Origin of the sequence: Pseudomonas sp. B14(2022) (assembly GCF_012030485.1) — a bacterium.
GTDB lineage: Bacteria > Pseudomonadota > Gammaproteobacteria > Pseudomonadales > Pseudomonadaceae > Aquipseudomonas.
Genome location: NZ_JAAUVM010000013.1, coordinates 78432 through 96924 on the forward strand (window position 1 = coordinate 78432; position 18493 = coordinate 96924).

Consider the following 18493-nt stretch of genomic DNA (forward strand, 5'->3'; position numbering starts at 1 on the left):
CCTACCCGGGCTACGGTGTTGTCTTTAGGCTCGCCTCACTTTCCCTCGCTTTTATGAGAACACCATGAACGCTACTTCCCACGCTACAAGCACCATGACCCGGAGCATGGTGATGCTGTTTGCGTTTTGCTGCGGCGCCATCGTCGCCAACATCTACTACGCCCAGCCGATCATCGAACTGATCGCACCGGACGTCGGCCTCACCCCCGCGATGGCCAGCCTGATCGTGTCGCTGACGCAGATCGGCTATGCCCTCGGCCTGTTTTTCCTGGTTCCCCTGGGTGACCTGCTGGAAAACCGCAAGTTGATGATCATCACGACCGTGGTGGCAATTGCCAGCCTGTTGGGCGCGGCCTTTACCGAACAACCGAACCTGTTCCTGCTGGTGTCGTTGCTGATCGGTTTCAGTTCGGTGTCGGTCCAGATCCTGATCCCGCTGGCCGCACACCTGGCGCCCGCCGAGTCTCGGGGTCGGGTGGTCGGCAGCATCATGGGCGGCCTGCTGCTGGGCATCCTGCTGGCACGGCCAGTGTCCAGCGTCGTGGCTGACCATTTTGGCTGGCGCGCGATGTTCATGGCCGCAGCCGCGTTGATGGCGCTGATCAGCGTGGTGCTGATGCTGACCATCCCCAAGCGCCAACCGGATCACAGTGCCAGTTATGGCCAACTGCTGCGCTCCCTGGGCACCCTGCTGCGTGAACAACCGCTGCTGCGCCAACGCGCGTTTTACCAAGGCTGCATGTTCGCCACGTTCAGCCTGTTCTGGACCGCCGCCCCGCTGGAACTGGTGCGCAACCACGGCCTGAGCCAGACCCAGATCGCGATCTTCGCCCTGGTCGGTGCCATCGGCGCCATTGCCGCCCCCATCGCCGGGCGCCTGGCCGATGCCGGCCACACCCACCGCGCGTCGCTGCTGGCCATGGTATTTGCAGTGTTGAGCTTCCTGCCGGCCTTTGTACACCCGCTGTACAGCGTGATCGGCCTGGCGGTGACCGGCGTGGTCCTGGACTTCTGCGTGCAGATGAACATGGTCCTCGGTCAACGCGCCATCTACGCCCTTGACGCCAACAGCCGCAGCCGTTTGAACGCGCTGTACATGACCAGCATCTTCATCGGCGGTGCCTTCGGCTCGGCGATTGCCAGCAGCGTGTACGAACACGGCGGCTGGCTGGGTGTGATGCTGGTGGGCAGCGCGTTTCCGCTGGTGGCGTTGTTGCGGTTCCTGAGCGCCTCGCGCCGGGGAGCCGTCGCCACAGCCTGATTGCCCTTAAGAACGCACCAACTTCTCCAAAGCCGCATCCGCCAGAAATGACGAGCGGCTTTTGACCTTGTGCTCTCGCACATACCGGTCGATTCGCTGGATGACATAACCGGGCAAGGTCACATTGACCTTCTCGGTCTTGCCCAAATAGGGCGAGATGTCCAGCTCCAGCATGCCCCAGCCCATCCCGACATAGTCTTCGTGGGTGTGATGATTGGCCACCGATGTTGGCATCGGAATCATCCCACCCTCCGCGGCGATCTCCTGCAGCAGGATGTGCGCGACTTCCACAGCGGCGTTGTACGCCTCTTCGAAACTGTCCCCGGCAGTGGCTGCGCCTGGAATATCGGGGATCTGGATACCGGTGGCGGTGAAGTCATCGCCCCATTCGATACAGATTGGGTATTGCATGAATGCTCTCCTTAAAACTGAAACAGCCCGGCGCGTTTCCTGATGCTTCTGACGGTGCCCAAGGGCAGATCCTTCTTCGGATGCGGCACCGGGATCGTGTACGGGTTATAGCGGTGGGTAAAAATATGATGACTGCCCGTGACCCGATCCAGCACCCAACCCGCCTCTTGCAGCTCCTTGATCAATAGCCTGCTCTGCACCCCAGCCTCCTTGGCTTGGCCCGAATAAAAGTAACCCTAGAGTTATCTTTACTCAAGCACAGATTGGGTCAGCCTGACTGACGGGTGTTTTGCCCCATGTTGAAAACCGCCAACCGGATGACACCCCATGGGCATTACCCTTAGGCTGGTACGCCGCGCTGCATCGCGATGCGCCCAATCCAGCAAGGAACACCCGATGGACCGTCTCACCGCCATGGAAACCTTCGTCCACGTTGTCGAGACCGGCTCGTTCTCCGCCGCGGCCAAGCGCCTGGGCATCGGCCAACCGGCCGTGTCCAAGAGCGTCGCGCAATTGGAGGCACGCCTGGCGGTACGCTTGGTGATGCGTTCGACAAGGGGTCTGACGCCAACCGAGGCAGGGCTGGCGTTTTTCGATAAAGCCAAGCGCGCCATTGATGAAGCCAACGCGGCCGACGAGGCTGCGCGCGGTGCAGGCTCCGGGCTCTCGGGGAACCTGCGGATCAGCGCGCCGGTGACCTTCGCACGCCTGCACATCATTCCGCACCTGGGGCCGTTCCTGGCGCAATATCCGGGGATGAACGTGGACGTGGTGCTCGATGACCGCAGCCTCAACCTGGTGGAGGAAGGCATCGACGTCGCCCTGCGCATGGGCAACCTGAATGACTCAAGCCTTACGGCGCGCAAGATTGGCGAATCGCCCTGCGTCATCCTCGGCACCCCGGCCTACTTCGCACGCTTCGGCGAACCCGCCACCCCCGCCGACCTGATGCAACACCAGGCAATCATCTATACCCGCGCTGAAGGCTCACACTGGCGCTTCAGCCAAGGCGACAGCCAATACCCCGTCGTCGCCCATGGCCGTGTGCATGTCACCGCAGCAGAAGGGGTCCGCGCCGCCGTGCTGAGTCATCTGGGGCTCACCCTGTCGTCCTCCTGGATGTTCGTGCCGGAGCTGGCCAGCGGCGAGGTCAAGACGGTACTGACCGACTGGGAATTGCCGCCCAGGGATCTATGGGCGGTATTCCCCACCGGGCGTATGGCCAGTGCCAAGGCGCGGGCATTTGTGGAGTATGTGCAGGCGCTGATCAAGGCTTGACGACGCGCTGCAGTATCTGCAGCAATGTCGATAATATCTTGACGATTACCTCGTTCAATGCCGAAAGGGCATCGGCTTTCGACTCAGGCGGTGAAGGTGACGGTAAGGGCGCAGGTGCAGGTAACGGTGAAGGTGGCGTCGGGGCAGGCAGCGGCCTGACCTGCGGCTTTTGCCCTTGCCACAGCACGTCCCCGGGTTTGATCTGGCCGACGCTCTTGACCATGAAATCGGTATTGCCGCGGCCCTTCAGGTCAATCTCCAGGCTGGAGCGACCGGTGGCGGCGTCGTGTTTGAGCACAGCCTCGCCTGCCCGGCCACTGAAGCGATCAGTAAACACCAGGGCGCCGATACCTGCTTCTTTCAAGACACCCGCGACGTCGAGCTTATCGGTGCCGCTGGTGAAGTCCTCAATAAGGTCCGGCTGCTGCGAGGTGGAGTCACTGGCCTTATCGTAGGTAAACGTGTCTGCACCACCACCACCGCGCAACGTGTCAGCCCCCGCCCCGCCCTTGAGCCGGTTGTCGGCGTCATTGCCGGTCAGCACATCCCGTCCGGAACCGCCGATGGCGTTTTCAACTGTAACGCCTTTGGCGATCGAAACATTGCCCTTCAAACCGCCTACATCAGAAAACGATTCGGCCTTCAAATTGATGTTCTGGTTTTGGGAAAACCCGGAAAAATCCAGGGTATCGTCACCGCCGCCATCCCAGACGCAAAAGATGGGTTTATCGCTGGCGCTGGTGAGGGTCATGGCTTCGCGGTCGGTATTGGAATTGAAGCCGTAGGTCGTGTCGGTGTTGCGGGTTTGGTGATTGGCCCCATATAGCCGCTGAACCGCAGCGATGTCGTCCATCATCGGGGCAGAAGGGTTCGAATTCCGAAAGTCGTGGCCGGCCTGGTTTTTCTCCGACCAGTAACTCATCACACTGCGTGCCTTTGTATCACCGGCATACACGGCGCCACTGTTGTAATCAGAACCGCCGCCGTTGTAGTTGCCCGGATGCTGCAGGCCGATGGCGTGGCCGATTTCATGCACGGCGGTCACTGAAAAGTGGCTGCCTAACGCAGGCGAACTACTTTCTCGCAGGGTGCCAACCGTGGCCGTGGTGCTGGCAGTGGAGCGCGTGGGTGAGGTGGCGACGCCACGGTCACCGCGAGGGTTGTTTTTGATATGTACCGTGCCGTCGGCGCCGGCGGCCCGCTCCTTGAAACTGATGTTGGCCACGTCCTCCCAGGATTGCGCCGCCTGGCGCACACGGCGTTGCTGCGCGGCGCTGAACGTCGGGTCTACCGTATAGGAGAGGTCGATCCGCTTGTCGCTATTACGGTCGTGGAAGTGCAGGTTGTCGCGGGTGATGTGCTTTCCGGCCTGCTCCGTCGTGAAGGTGGGTTTGCGACTGGCGCCCACACCGAAGGGGCCGGGATCGGAAGGTGGTAAATTTTCAAGCGAGAAGCTTAGCGGATAACGTTCAGAGTTAATCATGGGACAGTGCGCTCTTGAGAGTGAGTGAATGAGCCGAATCAATCAGCATCGGGGCAGTAACCTCCCATGCAGAAAACCCTCGGAACAGCACTGATTTAGTTCGCACTGAAACATTCTAACGTGGCGCAACATGCGCTAAGAGACGCAATAAAACACTTTCAATTTAAACAACTGAACACACACTTTCGCGTAAAAAAACTTATTGGTTTATCAAGAAAAAAACGAAATCCTACAAAACTGTCCTGATTCGGCTACGCAAAATCCGCCCGCCCCCAGATACATGCACTTAACCTTTTCCGACGAGTTCTCAGCATGTCAGAATCTCGCCGCTTGACATGACCTTATGCTAAAGCGCAGGTCACCGCGCGTCATCGGTGCCGAGCAGGCTCAGGCGCATACCGAGTGCCCCTGGCTCAGGCAACACAGCAAGCGTTCGACCGTGTGTTCCAGTGGGCCGGAGTTATCCAACACGAACAACCCGGCGCCATTGCCGGCGATCAGCTCTTGGGTAAACCGCGCATTGCGCGCCAGGCGCGCCTCGATATCCGCCAAAGACTCACGGCCCCGCGCTATTAAGCGCTGGCGCAAGACGGCTTGATCCACCGTCAGCAACAGCACCAACACCTCCGGATAGCGCTCGCGGGTCTGCGCCAGGTGTGCGCGTGAGCCGTTGACCAGCACGTCTTCCCCCGTCGCCAGCCATTCGTCGATGACCTCAGGGATGCCGTAAGACAACCCGTTGGCGTGCCAGCTGAGGGCAAACGCGCCCTCGGCCTGCATCACGGCGAACTGCTCCGGGCTTACGCCCTGGGCCGCCTCGCCCACAGCTTCCGCCGACCGCGTGATCACGCGGCGCACAATCCGGCAACCGCGCTCGGCCAACCGCGGGCGTGCAGCCTCCAGCAGGCTGTCCTTGCCCGAACCCGATGGCCCGATGAGATAGATCAACCTGCCCACCATCAAAACACCCTCTTCACTTGTCGCCAGACGTGTTGCACCACAGGAAGCCCTTCGCGGCTCCTGGCTTGGACCAGGTCGGCACGCAGGCCAATGGCGATTTTCCCCGCACTGGAAAGTATATCCAGCAATCCCTCGGCAGCCAGGCCTGCGGCGGCCACATTACCGAAGTGCCGCTCCAATATTTGCTAGGCGTAGTGCTTGCTCAACCCTGACGGGTTGGTGAGGTTTTTTGAAAGTCACCTGTGGCGGTGATTCAGTGCGTTTCAAAGGGCGAGACAGCCTGTTCCCTGCCCCGCTCGGTCAGTTCCGGGTCGAGTGCGCCGAGGTAGCGGTGTTCCGCGTTGATCCACGTTTCGCCGTGGCGAATGACGTAGAGGTTCATGAGGGTCCGTCTTGTTGAAGGGTGGGGAGTTAAGCTGGTCCTGATGATATTGCCGACTATCGCATAATGATCGTTCCCATGCTCCGCGTGATCAATCAAATCAGCGATCAGGCTTGGTCGCCTGGATTAGAATGGCGCACAGTGCCGCGCAAGCGGCATTATTGTGTTCACGTGATGGAGAGCTGTGCGTGGGAGGGCTTAGCCGAGCACTTGGATAATTCAAGCCGCAAGCAGGTGCTGGCTGTGGGTGCGGCACTGCAGCGGGAGTGCCCTGTGGCTTGATGGCTGAGGATATCTCCTGTGGGAGGGGGCTTGCTCCCGATAGAGGTATGTCAGTCAGACATTCATTAACTGAAACACCGCTATCGGGGGCAAGCCCCTCCCACATTTGCCCTCCAGTGTTTAGAAGAATGGGGTTCACAGGCATGAAAAAGGCGACCCGAAGGTCGCCTTTTGTCATTGCGCGTACTGCTTGCTCAACCCCGGCGGCACGCCCTGCACGTCGGTGTCTTCCCAGGGCCCGTTGGGGCTGATGGAGCGGCTCCAGCCGTTGCTCCAGCGGTAGTAGGTGCGCTGGCGGTAGAAGGTGTCGGGCTGGTCGTCCAGCACGTACACCTGCATCTTGCCGTCCCAGTGGCTGGCCGCGCCCGGTGGTGGGGCGAAGGTCGGTGATTTGGTCGGCAGTGGCTTCGGCGGCGGGGTCACCGGGCCCGAAGGCGTGGTGCTTGGCTGGGTTGATGGGCCTGACGGCGGAATGGTCGGGCCGGTCGGCGCGGGAGGTGGGCGGTGGACCGCACAGGCGCTCAGGCCCAATACCAGGCTGAGCAGGGTGATGCGTGCAAATGCGGTCATAGGCGTTTCCTCGAATTACTTGTCCGGACTGTCGATGGTCAGCTGCTGCAGTGCAGTGGTGGTGCTGGCCAAGGGTTGGCTGCGGCCGATCCACTCGCCAGTGGTCGGTTGACCGGCCCGGGATATGCGCGCAACCAGTTGGACTTCGGGGAAGTTGGACAGTTTCAACTGCGGCATCATCGCGTCGGCATCGCCGAGTTCGACGGTGACGGGCAACTCGGCAACGGTGACGCGCTTGGCCGCCAAGGGGGCCGGCGGGCCTTTTACCGCGCGGGCGAAGATAAATACGCTGTCGGTTGGCAGGGCCTTGGCCTTGACCTCGGCGGACAGGTCCACGCGGACTTTCATCACCGCCTTTTGCGCGACGGTGCCGCCGCTTTCCTTGAGCTTCTCGGCGGCACGGTCGATGCCGCCTTGCAGCGCCACGCGGGAATTGTCTTGCGGTGGCAGTTGCGCCAGCAAGCGGCTCCAGTAGTCGATTGCCTCTTGATAACGCTGGCCTTCGAAGGCGGCGATACCGAGCAGGCCGAGACTGGTGACTTCGTTCGGGTCGAGCTTCAAGGCTTCGTCGGTCAGCGCCTGGACCTTGGGCGACCACTGTTTATTGTCGGCAAAGTACTGCGCCTGGGCCCATTGCCCCAGCAGTTCCGGCTGACGCCCGGCCAAAGCCACGGTGCGTTCGAAGACCTTGGCGGCATCGGCGGAACGATCCTGGGCCATATAGGCGCGGCCGAGGAAGTACAAACCTTCCGCCGAGTCCGGTTGGGCGGCGGCGGCGCGTTCCAGGCGCTGGGTCATGTCTTCCATGGACACCGGCGGCTGGGAAAATTCGCGGGTCAGTTCAACCTTGTCGCTGGCGCCGAAGTGCATATACAGGCCAAGGCCAAGCACCGGGACGAGGACGGCGGCGAGCAACGGCAGCGGTTTGCCCAGGCGTGATTCGCGGGGTTTTTCCACGCCTTCGGTGTCGGCCAGCAGCTCGCGGGCGGCTTCGGCGCGGCCGGTGTCGAGCTGGGCGGCGTTGAGCACGCCTTCGTCCTGCTGCACTTGCAGCTCGGCCACACGTTCTTGGTAAAGCGCCACATTCAGCGCGGTGCGATCCTCTTCACGCTGGGCACGGCGGCCGCGCAATACAGGGATCAACAGGAAACTCAGGGCAATCAGAAGCAGCAAGCCGGCTGCGAGCCAGAAATCAATCATCAGTCTTGGTGTCCAGCAATTGGTCGAGGCGTTGGCGCTCTTCGGGGGATAGCGCGTCGGAACCATCGGTAGGCGCGGCGCGGCGACGGCGGACGATCACGGCCATGACGACCACGCCGGCCAGCAGCAGCCCGGCGGGGCCGAACCAGAGCAGCGCGGTCTTGCCGGTGAGGGCCGGTTTGTAGCGCACGAAATCACCGTAGCGGTCGACCATGAAGTCGATGATCTGCTGGTTGTCCTTGCCCTCCCCCAGCATGCGGAAGATTTCTTTGCGCAGGTCGGCGGCGATGGGCGCGTTGGAGTCGGCGATGTCCTGGTTCTGGCACTTGGGGCAGCGCAGCTCCTTGGTCAATTCGCGGAAACGCTCGCGGTCACCGTCCTTGGCGAATTCGTAAGTGTCGATGGCGGCGTGGGCCACCCCGGCCAAGCCCAGCGCCAGGACGGCAGCGGCTAACAGGCGCTTCATGGCTTGGCCTCGTCGACCAGCGCCTGGTACTTGGCGGCCAGTTGCTCGCGCCACACCACTTCGTCGATCACGCCGACGTATTTGTCGCGGATCACACCTTTGGCGTCGATAAAGAAGGTTTCCGGGGCGCCGTACACGCCGAGGTTCAAACCGAGGTTGCCGTCTTCATCACGAATATCCAGCTGGTACGGGTTGTGGAACTCCGCCAGCCACTTCAAGGCCGCTGCATTGTCGTCCTTGTAGTTGATGCCGTAGATCACCACGCCCTTCTCGGCCAGCTTGTTCAGCACCGGGTGCTCGACGCGGCAGGAGATGCACCAGGTGCCCCACACGTTGACCAGCGCCGGTTTGCCAAGCAGGTCGGCCTGGGTCAGGGTCTTGTCACCCTGCACGGTCGGCAGGCTGAACGCGGGGAACGGCTTGCCGATCATCGCCGAGGGCAGTTCGGCCGGGTCCAGGTACAAGCCGCGATACAGAAACACCGCTACCACCAGGAACAATGCCAGCGGCAACACCATCAACCAACGCTTCATACCGCCGCTCCTTGCATGCCCAGCGCTTCACGCACCCGGCTCTTGACCTTGACCCTATACCTGCGGTCCAGCGCCGCGAGCAAACCACCAAAGCCGGTGAGCAAACCACCGAACCAGATCCAGCGCACGAACGGTTTCACATGCACGCGCACGGCCCAGGCGCCATCGCCCAGGGGTTCACCCAAGGCCACATAGAGATCACGGGTGAAACCGGCATCGATGCCGGCTTCGGTCATCATCGAGCTTTGTACGGTGTACAGGCGTTTTTCCGGGTGCAGCACGGCGATCTCTTTACCGTTACGGACTACGCGCACGGTGCCTTTGTCTGACGTGAAGTTCGGCCCTTCGAAGTGCTTGGCGCCGTCGAAGATGAAGTGGTAACCGGCCAGGTCCATGGACTCGCCCGGCGCCAGGCGCAGGTCGCGCTCGGCACTGTTCTGGCTGGACAGCACCACGCCGAGGGCGCACACGGCGATGCCGATGTGGGCGATCTGCATGCCCCAGTAGCTGCGGGTCAGGGTCGGCAGGCCTTTGACCAGGCCTTTGTGGCGGGTCTTGTCGAAGATGTCACGCACACCGGCCAGCAACACCCAGGCGGCGAGCAGGAAGGTGGCGAGCACCGCCCAGTTGAAGTCGCCATAGGCAATGCCGGCGACCACGGCCAGGGCCACGCTGCCGAGCAGCACCGGCATCAACATGCCAGCCAGCCATTTGACCGGGGTGTCCTTCCAGCGCACCAGCATGCCGACCGCCATCACCACCATCAACAGGCCCATCAACGGGATAAACAACGCGTTGAAGTACGGCGGGCCGACGGACAGTTTGGCGCCGCTCAGGGCATCCAGCACCAAGGGGTACAAGGTGCCGAGCAGGATCATCGACGCGGCCACCACCAACACCAGGTTATTGCCCAGCAGCAGGGTTTCCCGCGACCACAGGTTGAAGCCGACCTGGCTCTTGACCACCGGCGCGCGCAGGGCGAACAGGGTGAGGGAGCCGCCGACCACAAACAGCAGGAAGATCAGGATGAACACGCCGCGCTCCGGGTCGGAGGCGAAGGCATGCACCGAGGTCAACACGCCCGAACGCACGAGGAAGGTGCCGAGCAGGCTGAGGGAAAATGCCGCGATGGCCAGCAACACGGTCCAGCTCTTGAACACGCCGCGTTTTTCGGTGACGGCCAACGAGTGAATCAGTGCGGTACCCACCAGCCATGGCATGAACGAGGCGTTTTCCACCGGGTCCCAGAACCACCAGCCGCCCCAGCCGAGTTCGTAGTAGGCCCACCACGAACCGAGGGTGATGCCGATGCCGAGGAAGGCCCAGGCGACGATGGTCCAAGGCCGCGACCAGCGCGCCCACGCCGCATCAAGGCGCCCGCCGAGCAAGGCGGCGATGGCGAAGGCAAAGGCCACGGAGAAACCGACATAGCCCATGTAGAGCATCGGCGGGTGCACGATCAGGCCGATGTCTTGCAGCAGCGGGTTGAGGTCGTGACCGTTCGCCGGGATCTGCGGCAGGATGCGGGTGAACGGGTTGGAGGTCATGATCAGGAACAGCAGGAAGCCGATGCTGATCATGCCCATCACCGCCAGCACCCGGGCGAGCATGACTTGCGGCAACTGGCGCGAAAACACCGACACCGCGAAGGTCCAGCCCCCGAGGATCAACGCCCACAACAGCAGCGAGCCTTCGTGGGCGCCCCACACCGCGCTGAACTTGTAGTACCAGGGCAAGGCGCTGTTGGAGTTATTGGCCACATAAGCGACGGAAAAGTCGTCGGTCATAAAGGCGTAGGTCAGGCAGCCAAACGCGAACGCCAGGAACGCGCACTGGCCCCAGGCGGCCGGCTGCGCCAGGCTCATCCACAGGCGGTCACCACGCCAGGCGCCGAGCAACGGCACCACGGCCTGGACGATGGCAAAGCACAGGGCGAGGATCATCGCCAACTGGCCCAGCTCCGGAATAAACAGTGCGGACGTCATGGCTTAGCCCTCCTTGGCGGGGGTGGGTGCGGACTGGCCGCTGTCCTTGAGGGCTTTGGTCACCTCAGGCGGCATGTATTTTTCATCGTGCTTGGCCAGCACTTCATCGGCCACCACCACGCCGTCGGCGTTGAGCTTGCCCAGGGCGACGATGCCCTGGCCTTCGCGGAACAGGTCCGGGAGGATGCCGCGATAAGTGATGGTCACGGCCTTGTTGAAATCGGTGACCACGAAGGTGACGTCGAGGGAATCGCCGGAGCGTTTCAGGGAGCCCTTCTCCACCATGCCGCCGGCGCGGATGCGCGTGTCCAGCGGCGCTTCGCCGTTGGCGATCTGGGTCGGGGTGTAGAACAGGTTGATGTTCTCCCGCAGGGCGCTCATCGCCAGGCCCACGGCAATACTGACGCCGGCCAGAATGGCAAGGATGATCAACAGACGCTTTCTACGCAGCGGATTCACTTTTCGGTCTCCCGGCGCAGACGACGCGCCTCTTGTTGCAGGTAACGCTTGCGGGCCAGGATCGGCGCGACGACGTTGAGGGCCAGCACGGCAAGGCAGATGCCATAGGCCGTCCAGACATACAGGCCGTGGTGGCCCATGGCGAGAAAATCACTGAAAGAAGCAAAGCTCATCCACGCACTCCCAGGCAGGTTTGCACTTCAGCCTTGACCCAGCTCGCGCGGGCTTCACGCTTGAGCACTTCGAGGCGCATGCGCATCAGCAGTACGGCGCCGAAGAAACAGTAGAAGCCCAGCACCATCAACAGCAGCGGCGCCCACATTTCCACGGGCATCGCCGGCTTTTCGGTGAGGGTGAAGGTGGCGCCCTGGTGCAGGGTGTTCCACCACTCCACCGAGTACTTGATGATCGGGATGTTGATCACGCCGACAATCGCCAGCACCGCGCAGGCCTTGGCGGCGCTGTCACGATTGCTGATCGCGTTGCCCAGCGCAATCAGACCGAAGTACAGGAACAGCAGGATCAACATGGACGTTAGTCGCGCATCCCACACCCACCACGAGCCCCAGGTGGGTTTGCCCCAGATCGCGCCGGTGACCAGCGCCACGGCGGTCATCCACGCACCGATGGGCGCGGCGCATTGCAGGGCGACGTCCGCAAGTTTCATCTTCCAGACCAGGCCGACGACACCGCATACCGCCAGCATCACGTAGCAGGACTGGGCCAGCATCGCGGCAGGCACGTGGATGTAGATGATGCGAAAGCTGTTGCCTTGCTGGTAGTCCGGCGGCGCAAAGGCCAGGCCCCAGACCAGGCCTATGCCGATCAGCAACACGGCTGCGATGCTGAACCAAGGCAGCAGTTTGCCACTGATGCCGTAGAACCATTTGGGCGAGCCGAGCTTGTGAAACCAGGTCCAGTTCATTGCTGTTTCTCACGGTTGCTTCTCGTCATTGCGAGAAGCGTAGGGTCTTTCTTATGTTGAAGAGCTGACAATGTCGCTGGGTCAGACCTCATTATTCGCCGACGCTGATCTTCAGGCCGGCGGCTATAGCAAAGGGTGTCAGGGTTACCGCCAGGGCGGTCAGGCTGCCAAGCCACAGGAGGTAACCGGTCGCCGGCATGCCCATGAGCGCGGCTTGCAACGCGCCGCTGCCCAGGATCAGTACCGGGATGTACAACGGCAGAATCAACAGGGCCAATAGCAGGCCACCACGCTTCAAACCGACGGTCAGTGCCGCGCCCACCGCCCCCAGCAAACTCAAGGCTGGCGTGCCGAGCAGCAAGGAAAGGAGCAACACCGGCAGGCACTCGGAGGGCAACCCTAGCATCATCGCCAGCAACGGTGAGAGCAGCACCAGTGCCAAGCCGGAAAAAGCCCAGTGTGCCAGCACCTTGGCCAGTACCAGAAGTGGCAGGGGGTGCGACGAAAGGACCCACTGTTCGAGGGAACCGTCTTCGAAATCACTGCGAAACAGCCCGTCCAGCGAGAGCAGGACAGACAAAAGGGCCGCGACCCACACCAGTCCCGGCGACAAGGTTTGCAACAGTTTAGTCTCGGGGCCGACCGCCAACGGGAACAGCGCGATCACGATGGCAAAGAACACCAGCGGGTTGGCCAATTCGGCCGGGCGACGGCACAGCAACCGGGCTTCGCGGGCGACCAACAGGGCGAACACACTCATACCGACCACCGGCCCAGGTCGAGGTCACGGTAACCGAAGGGCATGCGCGCCAGGGTGTGGTGGGTGGTGAGCACCACCTGGCCGCCCTGCTCGCAGTGCCGCGCCAGGTGTTCTTCCAATTGGGTGACACCTTGTTTGTCGAGGGCGGTGAAGGGTTCGTCGAGAATCCACAGTGGCGGGCCCGGCAGGTACAGGCGCGCCAGGGCCACGCGGCGCTGTTGGCCGGCAGACAGGGTGTGACAGGGAACGTCTTCGAAACCCTTGAGGCCGACGGCGGCCAGGGCCTGCCAGATGGCGTCGCGGGTCGCGGGATGATGCAGGGCACTGAGCCAGCTGAGGTTTTCTTCGGCGGTGAGCACATCTTTGATGCCGGCGGCGTGGCCGATCCAGATCAGGTTGCGCGCAAGTTCAGTGCGTTGTTCGTTGAGCGGCTTGCCGTTGAGTCGAACTTCACCGGCCGTGGGCTGCATCAAGCCGGCCAGCAGGCGCAGCAGACTGGTCTTGCCGCTGCCGTTGGGGCCGCTGATCTGCAGCATGTCGCCGCCCGCCACACGCAGGTCGAGGTGCTCGAACAGCAGACGCAGGTCGCGTTCACAGGAGAGCGCTACGGCTTCAAGAAGAGGGCTGGTCAAGAGATCGCGGGCCTTTACGGTTCAAGTCGGCGGTGCAGCGGCCGTTATAGAAAGAAGCACAATAACGGCTTTGGCGACCGATTTTAGAGAGCTGGATCAAATAGTTGTGAGGTTTTTACCGCTCTCTTTGCAGACGGGCGGCATTATACATGCGATGCCCTACGCTAAAGAGGGCTATTTCCCCAGAGACGATGCGCACGATGACCGGCGAGATCAACCTTCCTACGCTTCCTCCCACCCCGGCAGCCGGGCAAAGCCCTGCGCCTGTGCCTGGGGCACTGCTGAAACTGCTGGAGCCGCAGACCGGGCTGATCGACCCAGGGAAAACCGCGAATGCCGAAGTCATCGCCCTTAAACAAGGCGGTGAGGCCTTTCAGTTGCTGCTCAAGCTGACCTTGGACGGCGGTCGTCAGACGCTGGTGCAGGCCAGCAGCGCCCAGCCCTTGCCCTTAGGCAGCAATGTGGCGGTGAGTCAGACGCCAGCGGGCAACCTGACCCTCAGCCTGCAACAGGCCTTGAGTGCCAACGTCGCCGCCCTCACCCGCATCGATACCGCCAAGGTCCCGGAAGGTACGCTGTTGCAAGCCAAGGTATTGACCACTCAGGTGCTGCCCCAGGGCACGGCGCAACCGGCGATCTATCGTTCGTTGGTGACGGTGCTGAATAACGCCTTGGCCGGCGCGACACTGACGGTGGAAAGCCCACAGCCGTTGCGCGTAGGCAGTTTGCTGAGCGCTGTGGTGCAGAACGCGCAGACCCTGAATTTTGTGCCGCTGAGCGGGCTCAAGGATCAATTGGCGGTCACCCAGCAACTGTCGACCCAGCAAAGTCGCCAGGGCTCCCTGGATGCGGTCTTCACCGCACTGCAAAACCTGCCCCGTGGCGACAGTACTTCCGCCGACCTGCGCGCCGCCGCCGACCGTTTGCTCGCCGCGTTGCCCGACCTGGCACAGGTCAGTAACCCCAAAGTCCTGGCTCAAGTGATCCAGAACAGCGGCGCCTTTCTGGAAGCCAAATTACTCGCAGGGCAGAATCCTCAGATACCACCCCTGGACATGAAGGGCGCACTGCTGCGCCTTGTCGCGGACTTATTGCCCGCCCTGCCCGCCAGTACAAACCTGAACGCCATTCTTGCGGCCAACACGCTGGCCCAGGTATTGCCCAATTTTGTGCGCAGCCCACTGAACACGCTGGGCCAAGTCAGCGCGCGGCAGGCACCGGTCAGCTTTCCACTGCCCGAGCGGCTGATGGCGAAGCTTGAAGGCGAAGGCGACCTGGAAAACCTGCTGCGTCTGGCCGCCGGGGCCATTTCCAGGTTGCAGAGTCACCAGCTGTCGAGCCTGGAGCAAACCGGCACCACCGCCGACGGCCGCCTGCAAACCACTTGGCAGTTGGAAATCCCCATGCGCACCCTGCAGGACATCGTGCCGTTGCAGGTCAAGTTCCAGCGCGAAGAGCCGGCGCCGGACAAGGACCAACCCGAACGCAAGGACAAAAAAGATCCGAAGCAGATGCTCTGGCGCGTCGAACTGGCCTTCGATATGGAGCCCCTGGGGCCGTTGCAGGTCCAGGCGCAACTGACCCAGGGCAAACTGTCCAGCCAGCTGTGGGCAACGCGACCTTTCACCGCCAGCCTGATCGAAAGTCATCTGGGCAATCTGCGCGAACGGCTGGTGACTTCGGGCATCAACGTCGGCGACCTGGATTGCCACCTCGGCACGCCACCCCGCGGGCCAAAAACCGGACTGGAACAACGCTGGGTGGATGAAACCGCATGAATAACCCCAACCCGCCACGCCAGGCGATTGCCCTCAAGTACGACGGCCAACAAGCCCCGACCCTGACCGCCAAAGGCGACGATGCCCTGGCAGAAGCCATCCTCAAGTTGGCGCGGGAAAATGAAGTGCCTATCTATGAGAACGCCGAGCTGGTGAAACTGCTGGCACGCATGGAGTTGGGCGACAGTATTCCGGAAGAGTTGTACCGCACCATCGCCGAAATCATCGCGTTTGCCTGGACCTTGAAAGGCAAGTTCCCGGCGGGCTATGACCCGGATGCGGGGCCGGTGGAGCGGGATGTGACCGAGCGTGGCGACGACTACTGAATAGCCACAGGCACACACAGATCCAAATGTGGGAGGGGGCTTGCTCCCTCCCACATTTGGATCTGCGGTCAGTTGAGGACTTCGCTTAGCGGGATGAAATTGACTCGATCACCCACCTCCAGAGTCGTGCCTTCCAACACCTCCACCAACCCCTCCGCCCACGCCGCGCTGCGCAGCACGCCGGAGCTCTGGTTGCGGTAGATGATCGCCTTGCCCTGCTCGATGCGCCCGCGCAGATACTCGCGGCGGTTGCCCGGCTTGGGCCAGGTGAACCCCACCGGCACTGCGAAACGCAGCGGCTCGACGTCGGCCACTCCCTGGCGGCGCAGCAAATACGGACGCGCCAACAGCGCGAAGGTCACCAGGGTCGAGGCCGGGTTGCCCGGCAGGCCGATCACCGGCACGCCACGGAAATGGCCAAAGGTCAGGGGTTTGCCCGGCTTGATCGCCAGCTTCCATAACGCCAGCTCACCGTCTTCGCGCAGGGCGATACCGAGGAAGTCCGCCTCGCCCACCGACACACCGCCCGTGGACAAAATCAGATCAACCGCGCTCAAGCCTGCCAGACGGGAACGGGTCTGCTCCAGATCATCCGGCAGGATGCCCGCGTCGATGACTTCGCAACCCATGCGCTCAAGCCAGGAACACAACACGCGGCGGTTGCTGTTGTAGATCTGGCCCGGACCGAGTGGCAAACCGGGTTCGATCAGTTCATCACCGGTGGACAACACCGCGACACGCGGGCGGCGGATCACGTCCAGCCGATCACGGCCAAGGGAAGCCGCGAGGCCCAGTTCGATCGGGCCCAGGCGCGTACCCGCCGCGAGCACCAAGTCGCCGACGGTGGTTTCCTGGCCTTGGGGGCGAATGTTCTGGTTGAGCTGCAACGGCTCGCTAAAGCTCACGCGTTCGTCGGCGTGGACCACGGCGTTTTCCTGCATTTCCACGCAGTCCGCGCCTTCCGGTACCGGCGCCCCGGTGAAGATGCGCGCACAGGTTCCAGCCGCCAGCGGCTGTGGCGCCTGGCCAGCGAAAATACGTTGGCTGACAGGCAACGGTTCACCGGTCCAATCCGCCAGGCGCACGGCGTAACCGTCCATGGCGCTGTTGGGCCAGGGCGGCAGGTCGAGGGTGGAGACCAGGTCCTGGGCCAATACGCGGCCGTCGCACTCGGCCAGGGGCAGCACGTGCTGCTCGCGGATCGGCGCGGCTTCGGCCATCGCCAGCAGCTGTTGCAGGGCGTGTTCTACCAGCATCAGGGCGCCGGTCTTGCCGGGCTTACCCACGGGATTCACAAGGTTCGGCCAGCTTCAGGTGCGGCACGAAGTTGCACGGCCGGTGACGGTTATCCAGTTGTTCGGCGAGGATGCCATCCCAACCGGTGCGCACTGCATTGGTGGAGCCCGGCAGGCAACACACCAGGGTGCCGTTGGCCAGCCCGGCCAGGGCGCGGGATTGCACGGTGGAGGTACCGATGTCAGCCACGGAGATCTGGCGGAACAGTTCGCCAAAGCCGTCAACCTGTTTGTCGAGCAGGCAGCCGACCGCTTCGGGGGTGCTGTCGCGGCCGGTGAAGCCGGTGCCGCCGGTGATCAACACCACTTGCACCACGTCTTCGGCTATCCAGTGGGCGACCTGGGCGCGGATCTTGTAGAGGTCGTCCTTGAGCAGCACGCGCTCGGCCAGGTTGTGCCCGGCGGCGGTGAGGCGGTCGACGAAGACCTGGCCCGAGGTGTCGGTGTCCAGGGTGCGGGTGTCGCTGACGGTCAATACCGCGATATTCAGGGGTACGAAGGGTGCATCGGCCTTGGCTTTCATGGCACGGTCCGGTTGTCGAAGGAACAGCCCGATGTTATATCACAGGCCCCTGTTCAGCTGCCTGCGCGGAACCCACATGCCACTCGATTCAATGCCCCTGCCCTGTTCGATCCTGCTGTTGGCCGGTGGCCGCGGCCAGCGCATGGGCGGCCAGGATAAAGGCCTGCTGGACTGGCACGGCCTGCCCTTGATCGCACATTTGCAGCGCTTGGTGCGACCACTCACCGATGACCTGATCATCTCGTGCAACCGCAACCAGGCGCAGTACGCCCCCTATGCCGACCAGTTGGTGAGCGACGACAGCCCGGACTTCCCCGGGCCGTTGGCCGGTATCCGCGCAGGACTGGCCGCCGCGCGCCATGAGCACCTGCTGATCCTGCCGTGCGATGTGCCACACATCGATGCCCGACTGCTCGCCGACCTGCGTGAAACCGCACAACGCAATCCATCGTTGCCGGTGATGGTGCGCCACGGTGAATTCTGGGAACCCTTGATCTGCATCATCCCCATCGGTCTGCGAACCGAGGTAGAACAGGCCTGGCATGCCGGTGAACGCAGCCCACGAAAGATCCTCCTGCAATTGGGCGGTGTGGGCCTCGAATGCCCAACCGATGACCCACGCCTGGCCAACCTGAATACACCAGAGCTGTTGCGCCAAAGGTCTGACGTGTCAGAATGAACCTTCGCACAAGGAACTTTGGCGACGTCTCACACGTCACAAGGTCAGTAATCAAAAAAGTATTCTCTCGGAGACAACACCCATGACTCAACGGACCATCGCCGCTCTCATGCTTGCACTGGGCCTGGCTACCCTCGCCGGTTGCGCCTCGCCGACAGTGATCACCCTGAATGACGGTCGCGAAATCCAGGCCGTCGACACCCCGAAATACAACGAAGATTCGGGTTTCTACGAATTCGAACAACTTGACGGCAAGCGTACCCGCATCAACAAAGATCAGGTTCGCACCGTTAAAGACCTGTAAG

At 62.4% G+C, this 18493-nt stretch carries 23 protein-coding genes and 1 pseudogene; 6 read left to right on the plus strand and 18 right to left on the minus strand.

Going from position 1 to position 18493, the window contains the following annotated elements; all coding sequences use genetic code 11:
- The first annotated feature begins 64 nt into the window (after positions 1-64).
- Positions 65-1261, plus strand: a complete 1197-nt coding sequence (locus tag HCF10_RS19280; protein ID WP_145338040.1) for an MFS transporter — start codon at positions 65-67, stop codon at positions 1259-1261.
- Between the two features lie 6 nt (positions 1262-1267).
- Here the strand turns inward: HCF10_RS19280 and HCF10_RS19285 are convergent, their stop codons facing one another.
- Positions 1268-1672, minus strand: a complete 405-nt coding sequence (locus tag HCF10_RS19285) for a type II toxin-antitoxin system HicB family antitoxin (protein WP_131699482.1) — start codon at positions 1670-1672, stop codon at positions 1268-1270.
- An 11-nt stretch (positions 1673-1683) separates the two neighbouring features.
- Positions 1684-1872, minus strand: a complete 189-nt coding sequence (locus HCF10_RS19290) for a type II toxin-antitoxin system HicA family toxin (protein ID WP_065901605.1) — start codon at positions 1870-1872, stop codon at positions 1684-1686.
- A 196-nt stretch (positions 1873-2068) separates the two neighbouring features.
- On the opposite strand from HCF10_RS19290, the gene HCF10_RS19295 reads away from it, so the two are divergent.
- Positions 2069-2950, plus strand: coding sequence for a LysR family transcriptional regulator (locus HCF10_RS19295; protein ID WP_167656192.1), 882 nt, complete (start codon positions 2069-2071; stop codon positions 2948-2950).
- On the opposite strand, the gene HCF10_RS19300 is transcribed toward HCF10_RS19295, so the two are convergent.
- The 14 genes and pseudogenes from HCF10_RS19300 to ccmA all read right to left on the minus strand — a co-directional run bounded on the left by HCF10_RS19300 (position 2940) and on the right by ccmA (position 13587).
- On the minus strand, positions 2940-4433 hold the full coding sequence (locus HCF10_RS19300) for a M10 family metallopeptidase C-terminal domain-containing protein (RefSeq protein WP_167656193.1): 1494 nt from the start codon (positions 4431-4433) through the stop codon (positions 2940-2942). The genes HCF10_RS19295 and HCF10_RS19300 overlap by 11 nt on opposite strands.
- Positions 4434-4820: 387 nt before the next feature.
- On the minus strand, positions 4821-5393 hold the full coding sequence (phnN, locus tag HCF10_RS19305) for a phosphonate metabolism protein/1,5-bisphosphokinase (PRPP-forming) PhnN (protein WP_131699485.1): 573 nt from the start codon (positions 5391-5393) through the stop codon (positions 4821-4823).
- Positions 5393-5563, minus strand: a pseudogene (locus tag HCF10_RS31480) (alpha-D-ribose 1-methylphosphonate 5-triphosphate diphosphatase); the annotation flags it as partial. The gene phnN and the pseudogene HCF10_RS31480, both read right to left, overlap by 1 nt.
- Positions 5564-5646: 83 nt before the next feature.
- A complete protein-coding gene (locus HCF10_RS19315) occupies positions 5647-5775 on the minus strand; it encodes a histidine phosphatase family protein (protein WP_237683152.1) in 129 nt (42 codons plus the stop codon).
- 456 nt (positions 5776-6231) lie between these two features.
- Positions 6232-6627 carry a hypothetical protein gene (locus HCF10_RS19320; protein WP_131699487.1) on the minus strand — a complete coding sequence of 132 codons (396 nt, stop codon included), beginning with the start codon at positions 6625-6627 and terminating at the stop codon, positions 6232-6234.
- Between the two features lie 15 nt (positions 6628-6642).
- A complete protein-coding gene (gene ccmI / locus HCF10_RS19325) occupies positions 6643-7827 on the minus strand; it encodes a c-type cytochrome biogenesis protein CcmI (protein ID WP_131699488.1) in 1185 nt (394 codons plus the stop codon).
- Entirely contained in the window at positions 7820-8293 is a 474-nt protein-coding gene (locus HCF10_RS19330) for a cytochrome c-type biogenesis protein (protein WP_053130594.1), read from the minus strand. Before HCF10_RS19330 ends, ccmI begins: the two co-directional genes overlap by 8 nt.
- Positions 8290-8826 carry a DsbE family thiol:disulfide interchange protein gene (locus HCF10_RS19335; protein WP_090407195.1) on the minus strand — a complete coding sequence of 179 codons (537 nt, stop codon included), beginning with the start codon at positions 8824-8826 and terminating at the stop codon, positions 8290-8292. Before HCF10_RS19335 ends, HCF10_RS19330 begins: the two co-directional genes overlap by 4 nt.
- Positions 8823-10811, minus strand: coding sequence for a heme lyase CcmF/NrfE family subunit (locus tag HCF10_RS19340; RefSeq protein WP_131699490.1), 1989 nt, complete (start codon positions 10809-10811; stop codon positions 8823-8825). Before HCF10_RS19340 ends, HCF10_RS19335 begins: the two co-directional genes overlap by 4 nt.
- A 3-nt stretch (positions 10812-10814) precedes the next feature.
- A complete protein-coding gene (gene ccmE / locus HCF10_RS19345) occupies positions 10815-11270 on the minus strand; it encodes a cytochrome c maturation protein CcmE (RefSeq protein WP_027607026.1) in 456 nt (151 codons plus the stop codon).
- Entirely contained in the window at positions 11267-11443 is a 177-nt protein-coding gene (gene ccmD, locus HCF10_RS19350) for a heme exporter protein CcmD (RefSeq protein ID WP_065924460.1), read from the minus strand. Before ccmD ends, ccmE begins: the two co-directional genes overlap by 4 nt.
- Positions 11440-12195, minus strand: coding sequence for a heme ABC transporter permease (locus HCF10_RS19355; protein WP_131699491.1), 756 nt, complete (start codon positions 12193-12195; stop codon positions 11440-11442). The genes ccmD and HCF10_RS19355 overlap by 4 nt, the downstream gene beginning before the upstream one ends.
- A gap of 91 nt (positions 12196-12286) precedes the next feature.
- The gene (ccmB, locus tag HCF10_RS19360; RefSeq protein ID WP_057014556.1) at positions 12287-12955 is read right to left on the minus strand and encodes a heme exporter protein CcmB; all 669 of its coding nucleotides are present in this window, start codon (positions 12953-12955) and stop codon (positions 12287-12289) included.
- On the minus strand, positions 12952-13587 hold the full coding sequence (ccmA, locus tag HCF10_RS19365; protein WP_167656194.1) for a cytochrome c biogenesis heme-transporting ATPase CcmA: 636 nt from the start codon (positions 13585-13587) through the stop codon (positions 12952-12954). Before ccmA ends, ccmB begins: the two co-directional genes overlap by 4 nt.
- 200 nt (positions 13588-13787) lie before the next feature.
- On the opposite strand from ccmA, the gene fliK reads away from it, so the two are divergent.
- On the plus strand, positions 13788-15365 hold the full coding sequence (gene fliK / locus HCF10_RS19370; protein ID WP_145338054.1) for a flagellar hook-length control protein FliK: 1578 nt from the start codon (positions 13788-13790) through the stop codon (positions 15363-15365).
- Positions 15362-15691, plus strand: a complete 330-nt coding sequence (locus HCF10_RS19375; protein WP_167656195.1) for an EscU/YscU/HrcU family type III secretion system export apparatus switch protein — start codon at positions 15362-15364, stop codon at positions 15689-15691. The genes fliK and HCF10_RS19375 overlap by 4 nt, the downstream gene beginning before the upstream one ends.
- A gap of 68 nt (positions 15692-15759) precedes the next feature.
- On the opposite strand, the gene HCF10_RS19380 is transcribed toward HCF10_RS19375, so the two are convergent.
- Both HCF10_RS19380 and moaB read right to left on the minus strand, forming a co-directional pair.
- On the minus strand, positions 15760-16986 hold the full coding sequence (locus HCF10_RS19380) for a molybdopterin-binding protein (protein WP_167656196.1): 1227 nt from the start codon (positions 16984-16986) through the stop codon (positions 15760-15762).
- Positions 16970-17509, minus strand: coding sequence for a molybdenum cofactor biosynthesis protein B (gene moaB, locus HCF10_RS19385; RefSeq protein WP_115488086.1), 540 nt, complete (start codon positions 17507-17509; stop codon positions 16970-16972). Before moaB ends, HCF10_RS19380 begins: the two co-directional genes overlap by 17 nt.
- Positions 17510-17585: 76 nt before the next feature.
- Here moaB and mobA point away from each other — a divergent pair, with 76 nt between their 5' ends.
- Together mobA and HCF10_RS19395 are read left to right on the plus strand one after the other, a co-directional pair.
- Entirely contained in the window at positions 17586-18188 is a 603-nt protein-coding gene (gene mobA, locus HCF10_RS19390; protein ID WP_131699498.1) for a molybdenum cofactor guanylyltransferase MobA, read from the plus strand.
- Positions 18189-18270: 82 nt separating this feature from the next.
- Positions 18271-18492, plus strand: coding sequence for a YgdI/YgdR family lipoprotein (locus HCF10_RS19395; RefSeq protein ID WP_010211805.1), 222 nt, complete (start codon positions 18271-18273; stop codon positions 18490-18492).
- Position 18493: the final 1 nt, after the last annotated feature.